Source organism: Phytobacter sp. MRY16-398, assembly GCF_003925915.1.
GTDB classification, from domain to species: domain Bacteria; phylum Pseudomonadota; class Gammaproteobacteria; order Enterobacterales; family Enterobacteriaceae; genus Phytobacter; species Phytobacter diazotrophicus.
Genome location: NZ_AP018756.1, coordinates 364,572 through 388,845, shown reverse-complemented (window position 1 = coordinate 388,845; position 24,274 = coordinate 364,572). Strand labels below are relative to the sequence as shown.

23 protein-coding genes are annotated in these 24,274 nt (G+C 54.5%); 6 read left to right on the top strand and 17 right to left on the bottom strand.

The annotated features are described in order from the left end of the window. Positions 1-42: 42 nt before the first annotated feature. Positions 43-1,797: a gamma-glutamyltransferase gene (ggt, locus tag MRY16398_RS01785; protein ID WP_079496994.1), complete on the bottom strand. Its 1,755-nt coding sequence runs from the start codon at positions 1,795-1,797 to the stop codon at positions 43-45. A 121-nt stretch (positions 1,798-1,918) separates the two neighbouring features. On the opposite strand from ggt, the gene MRY16398_RS01780 reads away from it, so the two are divergent. Further along, entirely contained in the window at positions 1,919-2,371 is a 453-nt protein-coding gene (locus MRY16398_RS01780; RefSeq protein WP_125125620.1) for a DUF2756 family protein, read from the top strand. Here MRY16398_RS01780 and ugpQ read toward each other — a convergent pair. The 10 genes from ugpQ to livK form a co-directional block, all read right to left on the bottom strand. Continuing rightward, positions 2,368-3,108 carry a glycerophosphodiester phosphodiesterase gene (gene ugpQ, locus MRY16398_RS01775; protein ID WP_125123770.1) on the bottom strand — a complete coding sequence of 247 codons (741 nt, stop codon included), beginning with the start codon at positions 3,106-3,108 and terminating at the stop codon, positions 2,368-2,370. The two genes, MRY16398_RS01780 and ugpQ, sit on opposite strands and share 4 nt — an antisense overlap. Continuing rightward, entirely contained in the window at positions 3,105-4,178 is a 1,074-nt protein-coding gene (locus MRY16398_RS01770) for a sn-glycerol-3-phosphate import ATP-binding protein UgpC (protein WP_125123769.1), read from the bottom strand. Before MRY16398_RS01770 ends, ugpQ begins: the two co-directional genes overlap by 4 nt. A gap of 1 nt (position 4,179) precedes the next feature. Then, entirely contained in the window at positions 4,180-5,025 is an 846-nt protein-coding gene (ugpE, locus tag MRY16398_RS01765) for a sn-glycerol-3-phosphate ABC transporter permease UgpE (protein ID WP_041851344.1), read from the bottom strand. Continuing rightward, positions 5,022-5,909 (bottom strand): sn-glycerol-3-phosphate ABC transporter permease UgpA, encoded by an 888-nt coding sequence (gene ugpA / locus MRY16398_RS01760; protein WP_041851343.1) that lies wholly within the window; start codon positions 5,907-5,909, stop codon positions 5,022-5,024. Before ugpA ends, ugpE begins: the two co-directional genes overlap by 4 nt. A gap of 114 nt (positions 5,910-6,023) precedes the next feature. Next, positions 6,024-7,340 carry a sn-glycerol-3-phosphate ABC transporter substrate-binding protein UgpB gene (ugpB, locus tag MRY16398_RS01755; protein ID WP_041851342.1) on the bottom strand — a complete coding sequence of 439 codons (1,317 nt, stop codon included), beginning with the start codon at positions 7,338-7,340 and terminating at the stop codon, positions 6,024-6,026. 263 nt (positions 7,341-7,603) lie between these two features. Further along, a complete protein-coding gene (gene livF, locus MRY16398_RS01750; RefSeq protein ID WP_041851341.1) occupies positions 7,604-8,317 on the bottom strand; it encodes a high-affinity branched-chain amino acid ABC transporter ATP-binding protein LivF in 714 nt (237 codons plus the stop codon). A 1-nt stretch (position 8,318) separates the two neighbouring features. Next, entirely contained in the window at positions 8,319-9,086 is a 768-nt protein-coding gene (livG, locus tag MRY16398_RS01745) for a high-affinity branched-chain amino acid ABC transporter ATP-binding protein LivG (RefSeq protein ID WP_041851340.1), read from the bottom strand. After that, the gene (livM, locus tag MRY16398_RS01740; RefSeq protein ID WP_041851339.1) at positions 9,083-10,360 is read right to left on the bottom strand and encodes a branched chain amino acid ABC transporter permease LivM; all 1,278 of its coding nucleotides are present in this window, start codon (positions 10,358-10,360) and stop codon (positions 9,083-9,085) included. The genes livG and livM overlap by 4 nt, the downstream gene beginning before the upstream one ends. Further along, positions 10,357-11,283, bottom strand: a complete 927-nt coding sequence (gene livH, locus MRY16398_RS01735) for a high-affinity branched-chain amino acid ABC transporter permease LivH (RefSeq protein ID WP_041851338.1) — start codon at positions 11,281-11,283, stop codon at positions 10,357-10,359. The genes livM and livH overlap by 4 nt, the downstream gene beginning before the upstream one ends. 173 nt (positions 11,284-11,456) lie before the next feature. After that, positions 11,457-12,566 carry a high-affinity branched-chain amino acid ABC transporter substrate-binding protein LivK gene (livK, locus tag MRY16398_RS01730; protein WP_041851337.1) on the bottom strand — a complete coding sequence of 370 codons (1,110 nt, stop codon included), beginning with the start codon at positions 12,564-12,566 and terminating at the stop codon, positions 11,457-11,459. Positions 12,567-12,993: 427 nt separating this feature from the next. Here livK and panM point away from each other — a divergent pair, with 427 nt between their 5' ends. Further along, positions 12,994-13,386: an aspartate 1-decarboxylase autocleavage activator PanM gene (gene panM / locus MRY16398_RS01725; RefSeq protein WP_041851336.1), complete on the top strand. Its 393-nt coding sequence runs from the start codon at positions 12,994-12,996 to the stop codon at positions 13,384-13,386. A gap of 495 nt (positions 13,387-13,881) precedes the next feature. On the opposite strand, the gene MRY16398_RS01720 is transcribed toward panM, so the two are convergent. Both MRY16398_RS01720 and MRY16398_RS01715 read right to left on the bottom strand, forming a co-directional pair. Further along, positions 13,882-14,985 (bottom strand): branched-chain amino acid ABC transporter substrate-binding protein, encoded by a 1,104-nt coding sequence (locus MRY16398_RS01720; protein ID WP_162303313.1) that lies wholly within the window; start codon positions 14,983-14,985, stop codon positions 13,882-13,884. 252 nt (positions 14,986-15,237) lie between these two features. Beyond that, positions 15,238-16,503 (bottom strand): 4-aminobutyrate--2-oxoglutarate transaminase, encoded by a 1,266-nt coding sequence (locus MRY16398_RS01715; RefSeq protein WP_125123768.1) that lies wholly within the window; start codon positions 16,501-16,503, stop codon positions 15,238-15,240. Between the two features lie 107 nt (positions 16,504-16,610). Here MRY16398_RS01715 and pdxR point away from each other — a divergent pair, with 107 nt between their 5' ends. After that, complete coding sequence (pdxR, locus tag MRY16398_RS01710; protein ID WP_125123767.1) at positions 16,611-18,131, top strand: MocR-like pyridoxine biosynthesis transcription factor PdxR; 1,521 nt, start codon at positions 16,611-16,613, stop codon at positions 18,129-18,131. Positions 18,132-18,193: 62 nt separating this feature from the next. On the opposite strand, the gene rpoH is transcribed toward pdxR, so the two are convergent. From rpoH to ftsY, 4 genes are all read right to left on the bottom strand, one after another. Next, complete coding sequence (rpoH, locus tag MRY16398_RS01705) at positions 18,194-19,051, bottom strand: RNA polymerase sigma factor RpoH (RefSeq protein WP_041851334.1); 858 nt, start codon at positions 19,049-19,051, stop codon at positions 18,194-18,196. Positions 19,052-19,318: 267 nt separating this feature from the next. Then, the gene (gene ftsX, locus MRY16398_RS01700) at positions 19,319-20,377 is read right to left on the bottom strand and encodes a permease-like cell division protein FtsX (protein ID WP_041851333.1); all 1,059 of its coding nucleotides are present in this window, start codon (positions 20,375-20,377) and stop codon (positions 19,319-19,321) included. Continuing rightward, positions 20,370-21,038, bottom strand: a complete 669-nt coding sequence (gene ftsE / locus MRY16398_RS01695; RefSeq protein ID WP_041851332.1) for a cell division ATP-binding protein FtsE — start codon at positions 21,036-21,038, stop codon at positions 20,370-20,372. Before ftsE ends, ftsX begins: the two co-directional genes overlap by 8 nt. Positions 21,039-21,040: 2 nt before the next feature. Next, positions 21,041-22,411: a signal recognition particle-docking protein FtsY gene (ftsY, locus tag MRY16398_RS01690; RefSeq protein WP_079496992.1), complete on the bottom strand. Its 1,371-nt coding sequence runs from the start codon at positions 22,409-22,411 to the stop codon at positions 21,041-21,043. A gap of 190 nt (positions 22,412-22,601) precedes the next feature. Between ftsY and rsmD the strand changes: the two genes are divergently transcribed. From rsmD to MRY16398_RS01675, 3 genes are all read left to right on the top strand, one after another. Further along, entirely contained in the window at positions 22,602-23,204 is a 603-nt protein-coding gene (rsmD, locus tag MRY16398_RS01685) for a 16S rRNA (guanine(966)-N(2))-methyltransferase (protein WP_041851444.1), read from the top strand. Next, positions 23,188-23,463 (top strand): DUF1145 family protein, encoded by a 276-nt coding sequence (locus MRY16398_RS01680; protein ID WP_041851330.1) that lies wholly within the window; start codon positions 23,188-23,190, stop codon positions 23,461-23,463. Before rsmD ends, MRY16398_RS01680 begins: the two co-directional genes overlap by 17 nt. A gap of 125 nt (positions 23,464-23,588) precedes the next feature. After that, the gene (locus MRY16398_RS01675) at positions 23,589-24,215 is read left to right on the top strand and encodes a lysoplasmalogenase (RefSeq protein WP_041851329.1); all 627 of its coding nucleotides are present in this window, start codon (positions 23,589-23,591) and stop codon (positions 24,213-24,215) included. Positions 24,216-24,274 lie beyond the last annotated feature (59 nt).

Below are 24,274 nucleotides of genomic sequence, written 5' to 3'. Positions count from 1 at the left end.
AACCCATCCCCTCTCCCTTTCAGGAAGAGGGGATTGAGAAACTTAATATCCCGCCGTTAAATCATCCACCGTACGCGGGTCAGACGCACCGTACAGCGTGCCGTCCGGGCCAACCATAATGCTCTGCGTACTGCCCATCGCCTCTTTCACAACAACCTTCTGCCCTTTCTGCTCAAGCAGCTTGAGGGTGTCCGGGCTAAAGCCTTTTTCGACGCGCAGCTCATCCGGCAGCCACTGATGATGAAAGCGCGGGGCGTTGGTCGCCTCGGCGACGTTCATCCCGAAATCGATGCTGTTTACCACGATTTGCAGCACAGTTGTGATAATTCGGCTACCGCCAGGACTCCCCGTAACCAGCCAGGTTTTCCCGTCTTTCACCACGATAGTCGGCGACATGGAAGAGAGCGGACGCTTGCCCGGCCCCACCGCATTCGCATCGCCCCCCACCAGCCCATAGACATTCGGCACGCCAGGTTTGGCCGAGAAATCATCCATTTCGTTGTTCATCAGGATGCCAGTATTTCCCGCCACAATCCCGCTACCAAAGGTTGTGTTGAGGGTGTAGGTTACCGCGACGGCATTACCGTCTTTATCCACCACCGAATAGTGCGTTGTTTGGTTACTCTCGTAGGGCTCAAGCTTGCCCGGACGAATCTGGCTCGATGGCTTCGCTTTATTGACGTCTATTTGCTGAGCCAGCGATTTTGCATAATCCTTGTTGGTCAGCGCCTGCCAGGGCACCTTCACAAAATCCGGATCGCCAAGATATTCAGACCTGTCGGCATAGGCGTATTTTTCCGCCTCCGCCATTACCTGCAAGGTATCCGCGCTGCCGAAGCCATATTTTGCGAGGTCAAAGTTCTCAAGGATATTGAGGATCTGCACGATATGGATCCCCCCGGAAGAGGGCGGCGGCATGGAGAAAACCTGGTAGCCGCGATAGTCGCCGCTGATGGGGGTGCGCTCGACGGCTTTGTAATTGGCCAAATCTTCTTTCGTGATAAGCCCGCCGTTTTTACTCATCTCCTGAGCAATCTGATCGGCAATCGAGCCTTTATAGAATGCGTCCGGCCCTTTTTCGGCAATCATCTCCAGGCTCTTTGCCAGGTTCGCCTGAACCAGTTTGTCGCCTTTTTTCAGGGGCTCGCCGTCTTTCCAGAAAATGGCTTTACTGTTTTCATGGTTTGGCAGCACTTCACTGCCATAGGTTTTGAGATCGTCAGCCAGGGCGTCATTCACCACGAAGCCCTGCTTTGCCAGCTTAATGGCCGGCTGTACGACTTTATTCAGCGGCAATGTGCCATATTTTTCCAGCGCCAGCGAAAAGCCCGCCACTGTGCCCGGCGTACCGGAAGCTAAGTGTGACGTGAGAGACTTTTTGCTGTCCGGGTTGCCCTGGTCGTCAAGAAACATATCGCGCGTTGCTGCTGCCGGGGCCATTTCACGAAAATCAATTGCGGTCGTTTTGCCATCTTTGGTACGGATCATCATAAACCCGCCGCCACCGAGATTACCGGCCTGCGGGTGCGTTACGGCCAGCGCATAGCCAACCGCCACGGCGGCATCCACGGCGTTGCCCCCCTGTTTGAGGATATCGACGCCAACACGGGTTGCGGTTTCGTCAACGGACGCCACCATCCCCTGTTTCGCACGAACCGGATGAAAGACATCCGCCTCAACGCCATACGACACCGGAGCCGGTGCCGCAACGGGCGGAGGTGCCGCCGCAACGCTAAAACATCCTCCCGCCATCAGAGCGGCTATCGCCACCCAACGCGCAAACTTCTGTTTCATCATCGTCGTTCTCCTGAGAAGGGGCTACAGTCCCCGCTTAAGTCTGGTTCAGAACTCCTAAAAGATCATCGTAGTGCGTGAAACGGAGTAAACTTAGAAGAACCTTCAGAAGGAGGAGAAGATGATGAAACGACTATTTATTCTGGCCGCGTTCTTGCCATTGGCCGCTTTCGCACAGCCGCTCAATACCACCAATAACCCGAACCAACCGGGTTATCAGATACCGAGTCAGCAGCGAATGCAGACGCAAATGCTTAATCAGCAACAGCAGCAAAAAGGGATGTTAAATCAGAATTTGCAGACGCAAACGCGCCTGCAACAGCAGCATCTGGAAGCGCAGATTAATAATAATTCCCAGCGGGTAAGGCAGGCGCAGCCGGGGGAGCTCGATCCGGGTACCCAGCAGATGCTCCCCAATACAAACGGCGGCATGCTGAACCAAAGCGTTAATAACGATGCGACACTGAGTCAGCAGCAACATATGCTGCCCGCTAACCAGGCCGGCAGCAGCATGCTGAATCAAAACCATACCAGCACGCCGCAAGCGAATATCCCGCTAAAAACCGTTACGCCTTAAGGCTGAAAATCCGGCCCGATGACTGCAATGTTGTCGGTACAGATGCAATCAACGCCCCAGCGTAGCAGTTGAGATGCACGCTGGGGGCGATTGACGGTATAAACCAGAATATGTAACCCGGCATCCCGCAGCATATCCACGCGTTCTTCATCAAGAAGCGTGTGATTAAGATGGATGGAGAAACATTCCAGACGGGTGGTCAGCTCCCGCCAGTCATCGCGCCATTCATCCAGCAGCAACCCCCGAGGTAGTTCCGGTGCCGCCGCTTTCGCCGCCTCCAGCGCATCAATTTCAAACGACGACAGCAGCGGTGTCGGCATATCAGCCCAGAGTTCGCGCGCCGCGAGTGCCACCACTTTGCCCGTCAGCGAGCCAGTGCCGGTCGTCGGTTTAATCTCGATATTCGCCATCATGCCGTACTGACGACAGCGGTCGGCAACCTGCGACAGCAGCGGCAGCGGTTCACCTTTGAATTCGCCGCCAAACCAGCCGCCTGCGTCTACTTTCAGCAGATCGTTCCATTCCAGATCCCCGGCAACACCCCAGCCGTTGCTGGTACGCTCGAGATTATCGTCATGCAGCAGAAAAATATGCCCGTCTTTCGACAACTTCGCATCGAACTCGATCATCGTGTGACCGTAGCGAGCGCCCACATCAATTGCCGCCAGCGTATTTTCCGGGGCGAGTTTCCCACCGCCACGATGGGCGGCGACGTGGGGGTAAGGCCAGTTGCTCATACACGTTGTCCTGTTTCACCGTCAAAAAGGTGCAGGTGATTCTCCGGCAAATGCAGCCACAGCGTACTGCCCTGCTTCGGTCTGTCCTGATGTGCAAGGCGCACCACCAGCTTATGGTCGCCCCAGCGACCGTGGGCCAGGTTGTCTGCGCCAAGCATCTCAAGCGTATCCATCACCAGCGGTACGCCACCTGCGGACTGTGAGCTTAACGCAATATGTTCCGGGCGGATACCCAATGTCATTTTACGCCCGGCATAGCCCCGGTAGTACCAGTTAATGGGCAGCGCCATACCGCTATCCAATTCAAAATGGGTACCGGTGTTGCTGATACGCCCATCCAGCAAGTTCATCGCCGGGCTACCGATAAAACTCGCCACAAAGCGGCTGGCCGGTTTTTCATACACTTCAACAGGCGTGCCGATCTGTTCCGCCACCCCTTTATTCATCACCATCACGCGTTGCGCCAGCGTCATTGCCTCTACCTGGTCGTGGGTCACGTAGAGCGACGTCGTTTTCAGGCGACGATGTAAATACTGCAGTTCCAGCCGCATCTGGACGCGTAGTTTCGCATCAAGGTTTGATAGCGGTTCATCAAAGAGAAACACCGCCGGATCGCGCACAATGGCACGCCCCATCGCCACACGCTGACGCTGGCCGCCGGATAATTCGCGCGGACGGCGCTTTAACAGACCATCCAACTCCAGAATACGGGCCGCCTCTTTTACGCGCTCGGCAATGTGCTCTTTACCCATGCCGCGAATTTTTAGCCCCCAGGCCATGTTCTCTTCCACGCTCATATGCGGGTAGAGCGCATAGTTCTGGAACACCATCGCAATACCACGATCTTTCGGCTCCGTTTCCGTCACGCGCTGGCTATCAATCCAGATATCGCCCGTGCTGACGCGCTCAAGGCCAGCGACCATGCGGAGCAGCGTCGACTTTCCGCAACCGGATGGCCCCACCATTACAATAAATTCGCCGTCCGCCACGTCCAGCGTCAGCGGCTGGATAACCTGCGTTTTGCCGTTATCCCAGCTTTTGGTTACGGCCTGTAATTTTAATCCTGCCATCTTATTTCTCACTGTCGACCAGGCCACGCACAAAGGCACGCTGCATGGCAAAAACGATAACCACCGGGGGAATCAGCGTGAGCAGCATTGCCGCCATCACCTGGTTCCATTGTGTTGAGCCCTCACCTACGGCAATCATGCCTTTAATGCCCGCAACAGCCGTGCCCAGATTGACGTCGCTGATGATAAGCAGAGGCCACAAATATTGGTTCCAGCCGTAGATAAAGGTAATGACAAACAGCGCCGCCAGATTGGTTTTTGATAGCGGCAGCACGATGTCCCAGAAAAAGCGCATCGGCGAGGCACCATCAATACGTGCCGCTTCCATCAGTTCATCGGGAAGCGTCATAAAGAACTGGCGAAACAGAAATGTCGCCGTAGCGGAAGCCATCAGCGGTAGCGTTAACCCGGTGTAGCTGTCGAGCATTTTCAGGTTCGCAATCACTTCCACCGTCGGGAAGATACGCACTTCAACCGGCAGCATCAGGGTGATAAAAATCATCCAGAAGAAGAGGTTACGCAGCGGGAAACGAAACCAGACGATGGCAAAAGCGGATAGCATCGAAACGGCGATTTTCCCCACGGTAATGGAGAACGCCATGATGAAGCTGTTAAGCATCATCAGCCAGAACGGCGCACTGTTAGCCCCCACGCCGTTAATCCAAATTGCTTTCATGTTTTCCAGCAGGTGCGTGCCGGGAATCAGGGTCATTGGCGTTTCAAAAACGGCTTTGTTATCCAGCGTTGCCGCCACAAAGGCGACATACAGGGGAAACAGGATCGTCACAATGCCCAGGATAAGCAGAAGGTGGCTGAAAAAAGTCAGCCCTGGACGATTCTCAATCATTGGTAGCGTACCTTGCTTTCAACATAACGGAACTGAACGACCGTCAGCACGATCACCAGGAACATCAATACCACGGACTGTGCAGCGGATGCGGACAGATCCAGACCGGCAAAGCCCTCACGGTAAATCTTATAAATCAGCGTGGTCGTTGCCTGTACCGGGCCGCCCGCCGTCGCGGCATCAATCACCGGGAAGGTATCGAAGAAGGCGTACACCAGGTTGACCACCAGCAGGAAGAAACTCACCGGGGCAATCAGCGGCAGCGACAGCTTAAAGAAGCGGCGAATCGGCCCTGCGCCATCAATCGCCGCGGCTTCCACCAGGGAACGGGGGATAGATTGCAGCGCTGCGAAGAAGAATAAAAAGTTGTAACTAATCTGCTTCCAGATAGAAGCAAAAACCACCAGGAACATGGCCTGCCCACTATTTTGCGCGTGGTTCCAGTTATAGCCAAATTGTTCAAGAACGTGGGTTATCAAACCGCGACCGGGATTGAAGAGAAAGATCCACAACACAGCGGCGACCGCCGGGGCGACGGCATACGGGAGCAGCATCAATGTCTGGTATACACGGCTGCCGCGTACCACGTTGTCGACCAGCGCGGCAAAGAACAGGGAGGAGAACAGACCAAAAAAAGTGACCAGCGCGCTAAAACGCATCGTCGTCCAGAAGGACTCGAGGTAATAGCTGTCATGGAACAGGGCTACAAAGTTATCCAGGCCAACAAACTGGCTCGACAGGCCGAACGGATCAACGCTTTGAACCGAATACCACAGCGCTTCGCCCGCAGGCCAGATAAAGAAAATAATGGTGATAACCAGTTGAGGCGCGACCAGCAGGTAAGGCAGCCAGCGCGAACGAAACACCGGACGGGATGAGGACATAGTTATGCTCTGAGTTGTATTTTCCCCTCACCCTAACCCTCTTCCCACAGGGGCGAGGGGTGGGTTTGCGCCCTCTCCCTTTCAGGAAGAGGGCCGGGGTGAGGGTGTAAGCTATTAAGACTTAGTCGACTGTTCGAAGCGGCGAAGTAGCTGATTACCACGCTCTACGGCCGAATCCAGTGCCTGCTGCGGCGTTTTCTTACCGGTCCAGACGCTTTCCAGCTCTTCATCCACAATGGTACGAATCTGCGGCATGTTGCCCAGACGCAGACCTTTGGTGAACGGCAACGGCGGCTTGTTCAACATCTGACGCGTTGCGATGTCCGCACCCGGGTTCTTGTCATAGAAGCCTTCTTTACGGGTCAGATCATATGCAGCGGTCGTAATCGGCAGGTAGCCGGTTTTCTGGTGCCATTCAGCAGCGATTTCCGGTTTAGCCAGGAACTCAAGGAACTGCGCAACACCCGTATAGGTCGGCTTATCTTTGCCCTGCATAACCCACAGGCTGGCCCCGCCGATGATGGCGTTCTGCGGTGCGCCTTTCACGTCAGCGTCGTAAGGCATCATGCCTACACCGTAGTTAAATTTGGCGTAATGACGGATATCCGCCAGCGAGCCAGAGGAGGCAGTAGTAATCGCGCAGTCACCGTTATAGAACTTCTCGGTAGACTCGTCTTTACGACCGAAGTAGCTGAAATCCCCTTTCTTGTTCAGCTCTTCGAGCATGGCGATGTGTTTCACCTGCTCCGGTTTGTTGAACTCCAGAACCGCATCCGTACCATCGAAACCGTTGTTTTTGGTCGCAACCGGCAGGCCGTGCCAGGCGCTAAAGTTTTCAATCTGAATCCAGCCCTGCCAGCCGCTGGCGTAACCGCACTTCATCCCTGTGGCTTTCAGTTTGGCCGTGTACGCAGCCAGATCCTGCCAGGTTTTTGGTGGCTGCTCCGGATCTAAGCCCGCTTTTTTGAAGGCATCTTTGTTGTAATACAGCACCGGCGTGGAACTGTTGAACGGCTGAGACAGCAGGTGGCCCGTTTTAGAATCGGTGTAGTAGCCGGCCACGGTCGGCACAAACTGAGACTCATCAAAGTTGATACCCGCGTCTTTAAATACTTCATAGACCGGCTTAATGGCTTTCGATGCCATCATGGTCGCCGTACCCACTTCGTAAACCTGCAGCAGAGCGGGCGCATTACCGGTTCGGAACGCAGCGATACCCGCACTCAGGCTCTGCTCGTAGTTACCTTTGTACACCGGCACAATTTTGTAATCCGGGTGGGTGTCGTTAAAACGTTGCGCCAGGGAGTCGACTTCTTTGCCTAACTCGCCTTCCATGGAATGCCAGAATGGGATTGTCGTGACAGCCATTGCGTTGCCTGCAAAGATCAACCCAAGAGCCAGTCCTAAAGCTGTGTGTCGTAACGGTGTCATTCGGTTTTCTCTCTTGTTGTGCCGGATGCGCGATATCACGCGTTTTATGCTCGCGAGGTAACATGACATGCTCGAATGACAGAAAAATAACCTTTTAATTACAATAAAGTGACAGCCAGACGTCAGAGAGATGATGGATTCATGAAAGCAGAGGGGAAAATATATTAGGATGTGCGGCCTGATGCCCTCACCCCGGTCCTCTCCCACGGGGAGAGGAAGAAAACACTAAAAACGACAGCCTGATGGCTGCCGTTTTGCTTTTATTAACCGCCCAGATAGGCGCTACGCACCGCTTCGTTCGCCAGCAGCGCATCGCCGGTATCTTCCAGCACGACATGACCGTTTTCCAGCACGTAGCCGCGATCGGCGAGTTTCAGCGCCTGGTTGGCGTTCTGCTCGACGAGGAAGATGGTCATCCCTTCTTTGCGCAGTTGTTCGATAGTATCGAAAATCTGCTGAATGATGATCGGCGCAAGACCCAGAGAAGGTTCGTCCAACAGCAACAGGCGCGGTTGGCTCATCAGCGCACGGCCAATTGCTAGCATCTGCTGTTCACCGCCGGACATCGTGCCCGCACGCTGAATACGACGCTCATGCAGACGCGGGAACAGCTCGTAGACCCACTTGATGCGATCCTGGAACTGGTCGCGATCGGCAAAGAAGCCGCCCATCGCCAGGTTCTCTTCCACGGTCATACGGGAGAAGACGCGACGCCCTTCCGGCACAATCGCCACCGCTTCGCGCATAATTTTCGCCGTCTGCCAGTCGGTAATGTCTTTGCCATCAAACACAATACGACCGCTGGTCGCGCGAGGATCGCCACACAGGGTTCCCAGCAGCGTGGTTTTACCCGCGCCGTTGGCACCGATCAGGGTGACAATCTCACCCTGATTGATATGCAGGCTGACATCATGCAGCGCCTGGATTTTGCCGTAGTGGGCGCTAACTTTGTCAAAGGACAACATGACTTTTTCCATCTTATGCCTCACCAAGGTATGCGCGGATCACGTCCGGGTTATTACGAATTTCTTCCGGCGTACCGTTAGCCAGTGGCGTGCCCTGGTTGACGACATAAATACGATCGGAGATCCCCATCACCAGCTTCATATCATGCTCGATGAGCAGGATGGTGGTGTTGTGGTTGTTACGCAGCTCAACGATTAACTCGTCCAGCTCTTTGGTCTCTTTCGGGTTCAGCCCTGCCGCCGGTTCGTCCAGCATCAGGATTTCCGGCTGCGTCACCATGCAACGGGCAATCTCCAGACGACGCTGGTCGCCATAGGCCAGGTTACTTGCCTGACGGTTGGCATGCTCAAGCAGACCAATACGCTCAAGCCAGATGGCAGCACGATCCAGTGCTTCACTCTGCGCGCGGCGGAAAGATGGCGTTTTCAGCAGACCGGAGAAGACACCGGTTTTCAGTTGCTGATGCTGTGCCACCAGCAGGTTTTCAATCACCGTCATTTCACGGAACAGACGCACGTGCTGGAAAGTACGCACTACGCCCATGCGGGCAATTTGCTGGCCCGGCAGCCCTTCCAGATGCTGGTCGCGCAGCATAATGGTGCCGCCCGTCGGTTTGTAGAAACCGGTCAGGCAGTTAAAGACGGTGGTTTTTCCCGCACCATTAGGGCCAATCAGCGAGACGATTTCCTGCGGATGTAAATCCAGCGCCACATTGTTGACGGCCAGCAGGCCGCCAAAGCGCATCATCAGGCCGTTTACGGATAACAATGGCTGACTCATGCCTGTTCTCCCTTTGCCTGACCGTTTTTCAGTTTCAGTTGCGGACGGGTCATCGGCAGTAAGCCTTGAGGACGCCAAATCATCATCAGTACCATCAATCCACCCAGCATCAACATGCTGTATTCATTGAAATCGCGCATCAGCTCGCGGGAAACCACCAGCAGAATCGCTGCCAGGATAACCGCAAACTGCGAACCCATACCGCCCAGCACCACAATGGCCAGCACAAAGGCAGACTCGGCAAAGGTGAAGGATTCCGGGCTGACAAAACCCTGGCGCGCGGCAAACAGCGTACCGGCAAAACCAGCAAACGCGGCGCTGATAGTGAAGGCAGTCAGTTTGATGCGAGTCGGGTTGAGGCCCAGAGACCGGCAGGCAATTTCGTCTTCACGCAGCGCTTCCCAGGCACGGCCGAGCGGCATACGCAGCAGACGGTTAATCACAAACAGGGTGAGTACGACCAGCAGCAGCGCAACCATATAGAGGAAGACGACACGGTCGCTGGGGTCATAAGGCACGCCAAAGAAGTTGCTGAATGTATCCCAACCGCCCTCGCGCGCGGTGCGGCTAAACTCCAGACCGAACAGCGTCGGCTTCGGAATCTGGCTGATCCCGTTCGGGCCACCGGTAATTTCGGTATTGTTCAGCAGCAGGATACGGACGATTTCGCCGAAACCGAGGGTGACAATCGCCAGGTAATCTCCGCGCAGACGCAGTACCGGGAAGCCAAGCAGGAAGCCCGCCGCCGCCGACACCAGGCCCGCCAGCGGCAGACATGTCCAGAAACCGAGACCATAATAGTGGTTAAGCAGCGCGAAGGTGTAGGCGCCGATAGCGTAGAAACCGCCATAACCCAGCACCAGCAGACCGGACAGCCCCACCACCACGTTCAGCCCAAGGCCGAGGATGATGTAAATCATAGTCATGGTGGCGATATCCACCGTACCGCGCGACACCACAAACGGCCATGCCACGGCAGCCACCAGCAGGGCCACCAGGAAGAGTTTCTGTTTAACGGTCGAACCGTCGATCGCCGGCAGAATGAATTTCGGCCCTGAGACGTTTTTCAGCGTCTTCTGGTAAACAGGGCGCAGCAACTGGAAGAAAAAGACCACAGCCGTGCCAATGAACACCCATTCCCAGCGAATGCTCGCTGCGGTGTTAACCACCAGCTTCGTGCCATCCAGCTCTAACTGCACGCCCATAAAGACGCCCGCCAGCACGAAAAACATGGCGGCGGAGAGCAATGCCATCGCAAAATGCATCGGTTTCATACTTTTTCAACCTCCGGGCGACCCAGGATACCGGTCGGCATCACCAGCAGCACGACGATCAGCAGGGCAAAGGCCACAACGTCTTTATATTCCGTACTCAGGTACGCCGAGGAGAGTGCTTCGGTGATGCCCAGAATCAGGCCGCCGATCATTGCACCCGGAATGCTACCGATCCCGCCCAACACCGCTGCGGTAAAGGCCTTCATCCCCGCCATAAAGCCGATATAGGGGTTGATTACGCCATAGAACTGACCGAGCAACACGCCCGCCACTGCCGCCATCGCTGCACCAATCACAAAGGTCAGAGCAATCACGCGGTCAGTATTGATGCCAAGCAGGCTCGCCATTTTCAGGTCTTCTGAACAGGCGCGACAGGCGCGGCCCATGCGGGAATAACGGATAAACACCGTCAGGGCCAGCATCGAAACAAAGGTCACGATCCAGATAACCAGTTGCATGGTGGTGATGGTGGCCGCGAAATTATCACTGCTACCGACCGTCCACTGGCCGTTAAACAGGCTCGGCAACGCCACGTCACGTGAACCTTCGGTCAGGCTGACATAGTTTTGCAGGAAGATTGACATCCCGATGGCGGAAATCAGTGCAATCAGGCGCTTGGAGTTGCGCACCGGGCGGTAGGCCACGCGCTCAATACTCCAGCCATAAGCACTGGCAATGACGATAGCGCCGACAAAGCCTGCGGTAATCAACAGCCAACTGGCGTCGATTCCCATCATCATCAAAGCGGCAATAATCATAAAGGAGACATAACTGCCGATCATATAGACCTCGCCGTGGGCGAAGTTGATCATGCCGATAATGCCATACACCATGGTGTAACCGATGGCGATCAATGCATAGGTGCTTCCCAGCGTCACGCCGTTAAACATCTGCTGCAAGAAGTAGAGAAACTGCTCGGACATAACGTAACCTTTCTAAACCCGACAAGCCGGGATGTTGAACCCCCACTCTAAATAATTCGAGTTGCAGGAAGGCGGCAAGTTTGTTCATCCCCGGAAGCGTACAAACTGTACGTGACCGGGGTGGATAAACGCAGCCAACGCATCTGCGGCGCGAAGTATGATGAGTGGTTGCCTTATTTGGCTACCGTGGACGAACCATCGGCGTGCCACTGGAAGACTCCGAAATCAAATCCTTTCAAATCGCCTTTCTCATCCCAGTTCAGCGGCCCAATCACGGTTTTAGCTCCGTTAGCTTTTAAATCTTTCACCAGCGCGAGCGGTTCATTACTGCCAGAACGCTCCATTGCCTGCGCCAGAGACTGCACTGCGGCATAGGTGATCCAGACATACGGACCACTCGGGTCTTTCTTCTCGGCTTTTAACGCATCGACGATGGCTTGGTTAGCCGGATCCTGATCGTAGCGCTTCGGCATCGTTACCAGCATGCCTTCCGCCGCATCGCCCGCGATGTTGGAAAGGGATGCGTTACCTACGCCTTCCGGCCCCATAAACTGGGTCTGCAGGCCATTCGCACGCGCCTGACGCAGAATTTGTCCCATTTCCGGGTAATAACCACCGTAGTAGACGAAATCGATATTTTCTTTCTTAAGGCGAGCAACCAGCGCGGAGAAGTCTTTCTCACCGGCGGTGATACCGTCAAAGAAAACGATGTTCGCACCGCCAGCTTTCAGCCCTTCCTGAACGGAACGCGCCAGACCTTCACCGTACTGCTGCTTGTCGTGAATGATGGCAATACGCTGCGGCTTCACCGTGCCGAGGATATATTTCGCGGCGGTCGGCCCCTGAGAGGAGTCCAGCCCTGCGGTACGCATAATGTGCTGATAACCGCGCTGGGTGAGTTCCGGATTGGTCGCGCCGGGGGAGATCATCAAAATGCCTTCGTCTTCGTAGATGTCAGACGCAGGCTGCGTTGACGATGAGCAGAGATGTCCAATAACGTATTTGATGCCGTCGTTAACGACTTTATTCGCCACCGCAACGGCTTGCTTCGGGTCACAGGCGTCGTCGTATTCCACAGCGACCAGTTTGTCGCCCTTAACGCCGCCTTTAGCGTTGATATCTTTGATGGCCTGGCGCGCACCGTTGAACTCCATATCGCCCCATTGAGCAATCGGCCCGGACATCGCCCCCACAACCGCAACTTTTATATCCTTCGCCATGGCCGCGTGAGACATCGCAAGTGCAACCATCCCCGCGATTAATGTCTTCGCGTTCCTTCTCATTCTAAAATCCTCGTTCGTGATGTCGTGTGTAAATATATTGTTTTTTTATGGTTAAAAAGCATTCTGTACTTTTTATAGACAACGCTATTTTTACCAGTGCCATGAATGGCTTAGCGCAGTTTTTTGGCAAAAACCAGACTAAATACTCTATTTTTCAGGCGATTAAGCAGAGATAATATTCTGAATTCCGCTGGAGATAAACCAAAAAAGTTCAGTTTACAGCATAAAATAATGGCACAATGAGCGGAATAAAACGCTACCTTTCAGGGGAAAATGCTGCCTGTTTTTCAATCCCTAATGTTTAAATCTGCCGCAACGCCAGCCTCAAAAGTAATCGCCTGCAAACCGAAAAATGAAAAAGTAACAGCCCACGTCAGAGGAAATTGTTTACACTGCAGTTATCTTTTGAGACATGGACAAGCTGTGAATGAAATTGACCATTATCCGTCTGGTAAGTTTTACCGAGCAGGATCTTATTGATTTAGCTAAAGTCTGGCCGGAATACTCCCCTGCATCGCTGGAAGTTGACGAAACGCACCTTATTTATGCGGCGCGTTTTAACGACCGATTATTAGGCGCTGTTCGCGTGACCCTGAGTGGTACCCAGGCGGCACTGGATTCCCTGCGCGTACGTGACGTCACCCGTCGCCGCGGTGTTGGCCAATATTTGCTCGAAGAAGTGATCCGCGATAATCCATCGGTCACCACCTGGTGGATTACCGAAGCCGGCGTAGAAGATCGTAGCGTGATGGCCGCATTCGCTCAGGCGACGGGCTTTACCGCGCAGAATGATGGCTGGGTGAAGCATATAGACGCGTAACCGGATAAGCGCAGCGCATCAGGGAAAGCGCAAAGATGTAAAAACGGCAACCTTCGGGTTGCCGTTTGCATTTATCTCTGTGCGGCCTGATGCCCTCACCCCGCCCCTCTCCCACGGGGAGAGGGAGATGAGTAAGTGACCGGGGTTAACGGACGTGGCCAATGCGCTTGCGGTGCGAAAGGCGACGGAGATACAAAGCTCACTTTTGTCGTTCTGCGCTGACCAAGAATTTCGTGCTGCAAGAAGGCGGCAAGGACGCTAATCCCCGGGAGCTTACATCAGTAAGTGACCGGGGTTAACGGACGTGGCCAACACACTTGCGGTGCGAAAGGCGACAGAGATACAAAGCTCACTTTTGTCGTTCTGCGCTGACCAAGAATTTCGTGCTGCAAGAAGGCGGCAAGGACGCTAATCCCCGGGAGCTTACATCAGTAAGTGACCGGGGTTAACGGACGCGGCCAACACACTTGCGGTGCGAAAGGCGACGGTCAGGGTTTATTTCGCGTCAGTCGCGGTACCATTCGCATGCCAGGTAAACACGCCAAACTCAAAGCCTTTCAGGTCACCCTTCTGATCCCAGGACAATGGTCCCATAACGGTCTCAACAGTGTTGCCTTTCAGCCAGGTTGCGATAGCCGCCGGGTCGGAGGACTGGTTCAGGCCAGCCGCCAGAGACTGCAGCGCAGCGTAGGTGGTCCACACGAACGCGCCGCTCGGATCCTGTTTCTTCGCTTTGATCGCATCTACGATAGGTTTGTTCGCCGGAACCTGATCGTAGTTTTTCGGTTTGGTTACTAACATGCCTTCGGCAGAATCGCCCGCGATGTTAGACAGGGAAACGTTCGCTACGCCTTCCGGCCCCATGAATTTGGTTTGCAGACCGGCAGCACGAGACTGACGCAGGATCTGGCCCATTTCCGGGTGGTAGCCACCGTAGTAAACGAAGTCGATGTTCTCTTTTTTCAGACGCGCAACCAGCGTGGAGAAGTCTTTCTCGCCAGCGGTGATACCGTCAAAGAACACCACGTTCGCGCCGCCTTTTTTCAGGCCATCCTGCACAGCACGCGCCAGACCTTCGCCGTACTGCTGTTTATCGTGAATAACAGCAATGCGCTGCGGTTTAACGTGTTCCAGAATGTATTTTGCAGCCGTCGGGCCCTGATCAGAGTCCAGACCGGTGGTACGCAGAGTCAGTTTATAACCGCGAGCGGTCAGCTCAGGTGCGGTCGCTGCTGGCGTAATCATCAGAATACCTTCGTCTTCATAAATATCGGACGCAGGCTGAGTGGAAGAGGAGCACAGGTGACCAATAACATATTTGATGCCGTCGTTAACCACTTTGTTCGCTACTGCAACGGCTTGTTTCGGGTCGCACGCATCATCATATTTGGTAATAACCAGCTTGTCGCCTTTGATACCGCCTTTGGCATTGATATCAGCAACAGCCTGCTCAGCGCCAGTAAACTCCTGATCACCGTATTGCGCAACCGGGCCAGACATCGCACCCACGACAGCAACTTTAATATCTTTCGCGAATGCCATGTTGCTCATCGCTAACGCGACACATCCTGCCAGTAACGCTTTACCCTTCATATTCATCCTGAGATTCCCCATTGTTTATGGTGATTGCATTTGTTGTGATGTTGTTGTTCGACACATTATTTTGCTGACGGTCATAAGCAAAGAATATGATAGTAGCCAGCACGGATGCCGCCCGTGTCTTGGCAGCATTCTCTGCTAAAACATACCCCATTTTCTGAAATTTGGAACAACAATTTTGAAGGTTATATAACAGGCGGATGACAGTGAGTAAGAAAGCCGCCAGGCGGCGGCTTTCATTGTTCTGGTCAATTAGTGAGTCAGTGACTGGTAGATAATATCCAGCGCTTTACGGAACTGAACTTCCGGAATAGTCAGCGGATAGAGGAAGCGAATCACGTTACCGTAGACACCGCAACTCAACAGCAACAGCCCGGCGGCCAGCGCTTTATCCTGCACCTGCTTAGTGAATTCCGCCGACGGTTCACCGCTTTGCGGATCGTTAAACTCCACGGCCACCATAGAACCCTGGGCGCGAATATCCGCAATGTACGGACAGTCCGCTTTCGCTTTGGTCAGCACTTCAACCAGATGCTTACCCAGGTGGTTCGCGCGTTCGCAAAGATTTTCCTCTTCAATCACATCCATCACGGCATGCGCAGCGGCAACGGCCAGCGGGTTACCGGCATAAGTACCGCCTAACCCCCCCGGCGCGGGTGCGTCCATCACCTCCGCACGCCCTGCCACTGCTGACAGCGGCAGGCCGCCCGCCAGGCTTTTCGCCATGGTGATTAAGTCAGGTTTAATGCTGTAATGTTCCACCGCGAAGAGTTTACCGGTACGCGCAAAGCCGGACTGCACTTCATCGGTAATCAGCAAAATCCCATGGGTATCGCACAACTTACGCAGCGCCTGCAGAAAGTCGTCTGGCGCGATATTAAAGCCGCCTTCGCCCTGTACCGGCTCGAGTAAAATGGCTGCAACCTGATCGGGGGCGATATCCGCTTTAAAAATACGATCCAGGCTTTTCATAGCGTCTTCAGTACTGACACCGTGCAACGCATTCGGGAATTGCGCATGGAAAATGGAACCAGGGAACGGGCCAAAACCGATTTTGTACGGTGCCACTTTGCCGGTCAGCGCCATGGTCATATAGGTACGTCCATGGAAACCGCCGCCGAAAGTAATCACACCAGGACGTTTGGTATAGGCGCGGGCGATTTTGACCGCGTTTTCCAGCGCTTCCGCCCCGGTCGAGAAAAAGGCTGTTTTGGCCGGGCCTTCTACCGGTACGCGTTCGTTAATGCGTTCCGCCAGCGAGACGTAGCTTTCGTAAGGGACAATCTGATAAGCCGTGTGGGTAAAGGCCTGCAACTGCTTTTCCACTGCTGCGACAATTTTAGGATGGCGATGGCCGGTATTGAGCACCGCAATCCCGGCGGCGAAATCGATGACTTCGTTGCCTTCCACATCCCACAGAGTGGCATTTTCTGCTTTCTCGGCATAGAAGCCGCACATCACGCCAATACCACGCGGTGTCGCCTGTAAACGGCGTTGATGTAATTCGTTATTCTTCACCTTAAACTCCCCCGTCATTGATTCATTTCGCAGCAACCCTGTTTTGCAACAATGACACAAGCGGTCCTATAATCGAGTACCAGTTTTGAATAATTAAGGGATCCAATTTGCGTTCGCTCGTGTGTGATTTACTGCAGTTGCGTCTGGACGAACAAACCGAAGGCAAACTGCATAAGAAATTATATAACGCGATTCGCCTGTCGATCCTCGAAGGGAGCCTGCCCCCGCAAAGCCGCCTGCCGCCGAGCCGGGATTTAGCCGCAGAACTCCACCTTTCGCGCAACACGGTCCTGACGGTTTACGAACAACTTGTGGCGGAAGGATATGTCGTTTCCCGTGCCGGAAGCGGCACCTTTGTGGCACAGACGGTGCCGGACAGCCTGCTCACGGCGCCGCTGTCGCCTGCCGGACACGATGCGGGCGATCTTCCTTCTCATCTTTCCTCACGCGGTCAGGCGTTATTGCAAAAAAGCAGCGCCAGCCCACGCCAGTGGGGGGCATTTTTACCCGGCGTGCCCGATGTCAGCGCCTTTCCACATGCCCTGTTTCGTAAAATCCAGGCACGTATCAGCCGCAAACCGCAGGCCAGCCAACTCTCCTACAGCGATGCAGGCGGTAGCCAGGCATTGCAGCAGGCGCTGGTGGAATATCTGCGCGTTACCCGCTCCGTGCGCTGTAGCGCCGGGCAAATCCTGATAACTGAGGGTATTCACCAGGCCATCGATCTGGTATCGCGCATGTTGTGTAACCCCGGCGATAGCGCATGGATTGAAGAGCCAGCCTACTGGGGCATTCGTAACGTTTTGAAGATGAACGGTGTCGAACTCCAGGCAATCGACGTCGATCTTTCCGGCATGCAGCCACCGGAGAGCGGAAACACGCCACCCAGGCTGATATTTGTAACCCCCTCTCATCAGTACCCGCTGGGCTGCGTCATGAGCCTGGAGCGACGCCAGCGCCTGCTGGCGCTCGCCCGGCAAACGGGAAGCTGGATTGTTGAGGATGATTACGACAGCGAATTTCGCTTTTCCGGTCAGCCGATCCCCGCGCTCCAGGGGCTGGTAGATGACGCGCCGGTTATCTACACCGGGACATTCAGCAAAACGCTCTACCCCGGTCTGCGTCTGGGTTATCTGGTGTTGCCGCGTCCCCTGATGCAGGCGTTAAAGACGGCGCATGCAGAACTGTATCGCGGCGGCCGGTTGCTGGACCAGGAGGCGCTGGCGCAGTTTATTACCGAGGGGCATTACACGGCACATATCCGACGGATGCGTCTGCTCTATGCCCGCCGACGCGCCCGACTGGCAAGCCTGATTGTCGAGGCGCTGGGTAAAGAGGCGCTGAGCGAATATAACGACAATGCCGGGCTGCATCTGGTGCTTTCACTGCCCGCAGAGTGTGATGATGTTGCCCTTGCCAGGCGCGCGAATGAACGAGGTGTTCTGGTGCGGGCACTGTCGCGGTACTACTCTGGCGATAAGCCGTTGAAAGGGTTGTTGATGGGGTTTGCCGCCATGGAGGAAGAAGAGATGGAATCGGCGTTCCAGCTCTTGCTGGCCTGCCTGACTCCGGAGGTGGCGTCGCCTTATCCGGACTATATAACCCCGGCCCTGAAAGCAAAAAACTGAACGCCAGAAAACAAAAAGCCGGGTAGCTCTCGCTGACCCGGCCCATTCTTTAATGCACAGCGTTACGCTTCGATCGCGGCACGCAGTTTCTTCATCGCGTTCTTTTCCAACTGACGCACACGCTCAGCGGAAACACCGTAACGATCTGCCAGTTCCTGCAGCGTTGTTTTGTTCTCTTCATCCAACCAGCGAGCACGAATAATGGCCTGGCTACGCTCGTCGAGACCCTGCATCGCATCCGTCAGCTTATTAGCAGCCTGCTCTTCCCAGTTGTCGTCTTCAATGCCATCCGCAAAGTTAGACGATTTATCCTGCAGATAGAGTACCGGTGCCATAGGCTGGCTATCGGAAGATTCATCATCTGGCGACATATCGAAAGTCATGTCCTGCGCCGCCATACGTGATTCCATTTCACGCACGTCTTTGCTGGTCACGCCCAGTTCACGGGCAACCATTTCCACTTCGTCCTGGTTAAACCAGCCCAGACGCTGCTTGGTTTTACGCAGGTTAAAGAACAACTTACGCTGTGCTTTCGTGGTCGCGACTTTCACAATACGCCAGTTACGCAGCACGTATTCGTGAATCTCAGCTTTAATCCAGTGCACGGCGAAAGAGACGAGGCGCACACCCACTTCCGGGTTGAAGCGACGTACGGCTTTCATCAGGCCGATATTACCTTCCTGGATCAGATCCGCCTGCGGCAGACCATAGCCCGAATAGTTACGAGCAATATGAACAACAAAGCGCAGGTGTGACAGGATCAGCTTCTTAGCTGCTTCCAGATCGCCCTGGTAATGCAGCTTTTCAGCCAGTGCCCTTTCTTCATCAGCCGTCAACATCGGCCATGCGTTAGCGGCCCGGATATAAGATTCCAGGTTACCAACAGGGGCTAAAGCTAAAGTTTGCATTTCTTTGGTCATTCAAATCCTCTCAAATTACATTCGACTGGCGGCGGTCTGTCCCCATCAGGCAACACACATGCCAGCGTTAATGAGCAACGAGAATAGCATCCACTCTTGTATCAGACAGTGATTTTATCCACAAGTTCCAGGCTGGATTGTGAATAAATTAGGCACAAAATGTGACATAAGAATGAAAAACCGCGGCAAAGGAAAGGAGATATGCGCTATACGCTTTCCCTGCGACGGGAATACTGCATTGCAGGGAAAGAGTATATCAGACTTTTTTTACTGCGGAGTAAAGTGACGTAAATGTTGCACAGTTGCCAGCCAGGCAGCAACCCAGCCAATCATTGAGCACACCAGCAGCAACAGCAGGCATTCATCGAACGACAGGCCGTTCAGATCGAACTTCGTTCCGAATACCTGCGCCACCTCGCTCACCGCAGAGGAGAGCCGTAGCACCAGAATCTCAGAAAGAATCAGTGACAGGAAGGCGCCACTAAAGCCCAACAGCGCTCCACCGTACAGGAAAGGACGCAGAATAAAACCGTCCGTTGCGCCAATCAGTTTTTGCACGTTGATCGTATCGCGGCGGGCAAAAATGCTAAGACGCACGCTGTTGCCAATAACGAGGAACACCGCCGCTACCATCAGCACACCAATCATTGCCGATACCCGACCAACCAGCCCGGTTAGCGCCGCAAGACGGGCAAACCAGCTGTCGTCCATCCGCACTTCATCAATACCGTGCAGTTTCGAAATACGGTCACGCAGCGTGTTTAGCGCATTCGTGCTCTGGAAGTCGAGCTTGGGGATCACCACCGCCACCGCAGGCAGCGGGTTCTCTTCCAGCATATCCAGCGCGCCGCCAAAACCAGACCAGTTGCGGAACTCGCCGAGCGCATCCTCACGGGACAGGTAGTTGACCTTCTCCACACCCTGCTCCGCCTGAAGCTGCCCTACCACCTGAGCCGCAGCGTCGTCATCCAGCGCCTTATCGAAATAGACTGTAATTTGCGGTGACGGATAATACTGCGAGGCGGCCTGGTTAACGTTTTTGTACACCATATAGCAGACACTCGGCAGCGTCAGGGAAATGGCAATCACCATTACCGTCAGGAACGTGGCAAAAGGTTTGCTTTTCAGGTCCTGTAACGCGCCCTGGAAGGCATAACGCACCTGTTCGTTAAAGACGTTGGTTTTACGCGAACTGACTTTCGGCGCACCTTTACCACGGCGCGGCGCGTTACGGCCTGCATCACCGGTACCGCTCGCCGATTTACGAAAACGATCCAGTTTGCTGCCAAATTGCCGCATTTGATTCAATGCATCACGCTTATTCACCCGCCAGGCCTCCATGCAAATGGCCATCGCTTAAAGTCAGCATGCGGTACGAACGCCGGGAAATCAGCCCCAGATCGTGCGTCGCCATTAACACGGTGACCCCAACACGATTGAACTCCTCAAACAGACGTAAAATCCCTTCGGAAAGGGCGTCGTCCAGGTTACCGGTCGGTTCGTCCGCCAGCAGTACCGCAGGTTTGTTCACTACCGCGCGGGCAATACCCACGCGCTGTTGTTCACCACCGGAAAGCTGAATCGGAAAACTCTTCGCTTTGTCGAGCAGACCTACCTTGTCCAGTGCTGCGGAAACACGGCGACGAATGTCGTCACCGCTGGCCCCGGCAATGATCAACGGGATAGCCACGTTGTCATAAACCGTCCTGTCCATCAGCAAATGGTGATCCTGGAAAATCATCCCGATCTGCCGACGCAGAAACGGCACTTCCCGGTTTTTCAGGCGCGTAATATCGTGCCCGCCAAAGACGATTTTCCCGGCGCTTGGCCGCTCAATGCCACAGATAAGCTTGAGCAGGGTACTCTTCCCTGCGCCGGAGTGGCCGGTCAGAAAGGCCATCTCGCCCGGTTGCAGATGGAATGTCACCCCCTGCAACGCTTGTCTCCCACCGAGATAGGCTTTGCTGACGTGTTCAAAGCGAATCATTGTTAATCCTCTCGGGCAAAAAGTGCCTCTATAAAATCGCCCGCGTTAAACGGACGTAGATCCTCAATACGTTCGCCGACCCCGATGTAGCGGATAGGAATGCCAAACTGATCCGCTACCGAGAAAATCACACCACCCTTCGCCGTACCGTCCAGCTTGGTAAGGGTGATACCCGTCAGGCCAACGGCTTCATGGAACAGTTTGGCCTGGCTTATCGCATTCTGCCCGGTGCTGGCATCGATGGTCAGCATCACCTCATGCGGTGCGTCTTCGTCCAGCTTTTTCATCACGCGGACGATTTTTTTCAACTCTTCCATCAGGTGCGCTTTATTCTGCAAGCGCCCGGCAGTATCGGCGATGAGTACATCCACATGACGCGCTTTGGCGGCCTGGATGGCATCGAAAATCACCGAGGCTGAGTCGGCCCCCGTATGCTGGGCGATAACCGGAATATTGTTACGCTGCCCCCACACCTGCAACTGCTCAACCGCCGCAGCACGGAAGGTGTCGCCAGCCGCCAGCATCACCGATTTACCCTGTTGTTCAAACTGACGCGCCAGTTTACCAATGGTGGTCGTTTTACCCACCCCATTGACGCCAACCATCAGAATAACAAACGGTGTTTTGCCTTCAACATTCAGCGGTTCATCAACTTTGGCAAGGATGTCACCCATCTCTTCTTTGAGCAAACCATACAGTGCCTCGGCATCACGCAGTTGTTTGCGCGACGCGCCTTCCGTCAGACTCGTAATGATTTTACGGGTGGTTTCTACCCCGACGTCGGCAATCAGTAACTGCTCTTCCAGCTCTTCAAAGAGATCATCGTCGATTTTTTTGCCACGGAACAGACTGATAAATCCGGAACCGAGATTCTCTTTGGTTTTCAGCAGGCTGCGTTTGAGTCGCGCGAAGAAACCCTCTTTGGTCGGCTTCTCTTGTTCAACAACGGTCTCTTCCACAACCTCTTCTGCAGGTTCGTCAACCGGCACCACCACCAGCGCTTCCTCAGCCGCGTCCGCAGCCAGAGCCTGGGCTTCCAGCTCTTCATCGCTGATCGGCGCGTCTTCGTCAACAGGCTCCTGCTCCGGCTGCCACTCTTGCGCGGCACTTTCCGGTTCGCTCACCTCTTCCGGCAGCGGCAGTTCTTCGCGCGCCACGACCTCAGGTTGTGGTTCCTCTTCTACTGGCTGTGGCTTTTCACTTTCAACCAGTTTTTCAGTAACCTCAACGACCTCTTCTGCAAAGGTTTCGCTCTCTTCCTGGGTATGCGGCGGCTGCGTTTCGGCTGCCTGCTCCGCTTCTTTTTCTTTTACCTGATCTTTTTGCCCAAAGCCCAGCCAGGAAAAAAAGCCACGTTTCTTCTCATCTGCCATTTGCGACTACACTCCTCGCGGTTTATTCATGGCGCAGCCCGTACTGGCGCAACAGGGCTGAAAAATAGGGTTAATTAGAGAGATAGTCTATCACTTTCCTTAACTCGCATCACCGCCTGCGGATTAAGGTTTCGCGCCGCGCCGGGCGCCGCTAGAATAGCAGGCCGAAATGATGAGCTAAGCGATGACCATGAAGAAACCCAATCGGGCCGCCACCGGCCAGATACGTATTATTGGTGGGCAATGGCGGGGACGCAAACTCCCGGTGCCGGACAGCCCCGGATTGCGCCCGACAACTGACCGTGTGCGCGAAACCCTATTTAACTGGCTGGCGCCGTCCATGGTCGACGCGCGTTGTCTCGACTGCTTTGCCGGCAGCGGCGCGCTGGGCTTAGAGGCCTTGTCACGCTACGCCGCCAGCGCCACGCTGCTCGAAATGGAACGCGGGGTCGCTCAGCAATTGCAGCAAAACCTGGCGACATTAAAAGCCGCCAACGGCAAAGTGATCACCGGGAATACCCTGGCCTGGCTGGCCCAAAGCGGCACGCCGCATGACATCGTGTTTGTCGATCCGCCGTTTCGCAAAGGGATGCTCGAAGAGACCTTAACCCTGCTGGAAAACAACGGCTGGCTGGCCAATGGCGCGCTAATCTACGTCGAAAGCGAAGTAGAGAATGGCCTGCCGCTGGTGCCTGCAAGCTGGAGTTTGCACCGGGAGAAAGTCGCGGGGCAGGTCGCCTACCGCTTATATCAGCGTGAATCACAAGGAGAGGAAAATGAGCATACTGATTAATCTGGGACGGCTGTTAATGCTCTTTGTCTGGGCATTTTTACTGCTGAACCTGTTTTCCCCGTTTCCTAAACCGCTCAATATTTTCGTCAACGTGGCGCTGTTTTTCACCGTGTTTATGCACGCCATTCAGGCGACCATGATGAAAAAAACGCTGCCGAAAGACGGTCCGCAAATGACACGGTTCGAAGAGTTTCGCATCTTTGTCTTTGGCGTTTTTGAGCTGCTTATCTGGCTGAAAAAACTGAAAGCAAAAAAATAAATGGCACATTTTTAAGATTCCCCTGTCTTCCGTAACATTGTCATTCACCTGCTACGACCACTAAACTCATTAGTAGAGCCGTGGGCATGGTGCTCGCGATACAATAACGGATTCAGGGACTTATTATGCTTTGGTCATTTATTGCTGTCTGTTTTTCCGCCTGGCTGTATGTTGACGCTTCCTACCGTGGGCCTGTCTGGCAGCGTTGGGTATTTAAACCTGTCACGCTGCTGCTGCTGTTATTACTGGCCTGGCAAGCCCCGATGTTTGATGCCATCAGCTACCTTGTGCTTGCCGGGCTGTGCGCCTCGCTGATTGGCGATGCGCTAACCCTACTGCCGCGCCAGCAACTGCTCTACGCCATTGGCGCCTTCTTCCTCGCCCACCTGCTTTACACCATCTATTTTGCCACGCAGATGTCGCTCTCCTTCTTCTGGCCGTTGCCGGTGGTGCTGCTGATCGTTGGCGCCCTGCTGATTGCGGTGATTTGGTCGCGCCTGGAAGAGCTGCGTTTGCCTGTTTGCACATTTATCGCCATGACGCTGGTAATGGTCTGGCTGGCCGGTGAGCTGTGGTTCTTCCGTCCCACCAGTCCGGCGCTCTCTGCCTTTGTTGGCGCGGCGCTGCTGCTAATCAGCAACGTCGTCTGGCTGGGTAGCCATTACCGTCGCCGCTTCCGTGCCGATAACGCGATTTCCGCAGCCTGCTACTTTGCCGGGCACTTCCTGATCGTGCGTTCGCTGTACATTTAAAACGCTTGACTCTGGAGTCGACTCCAGAGTGTATCCTCCGGTTAATGAGAAAATTATCA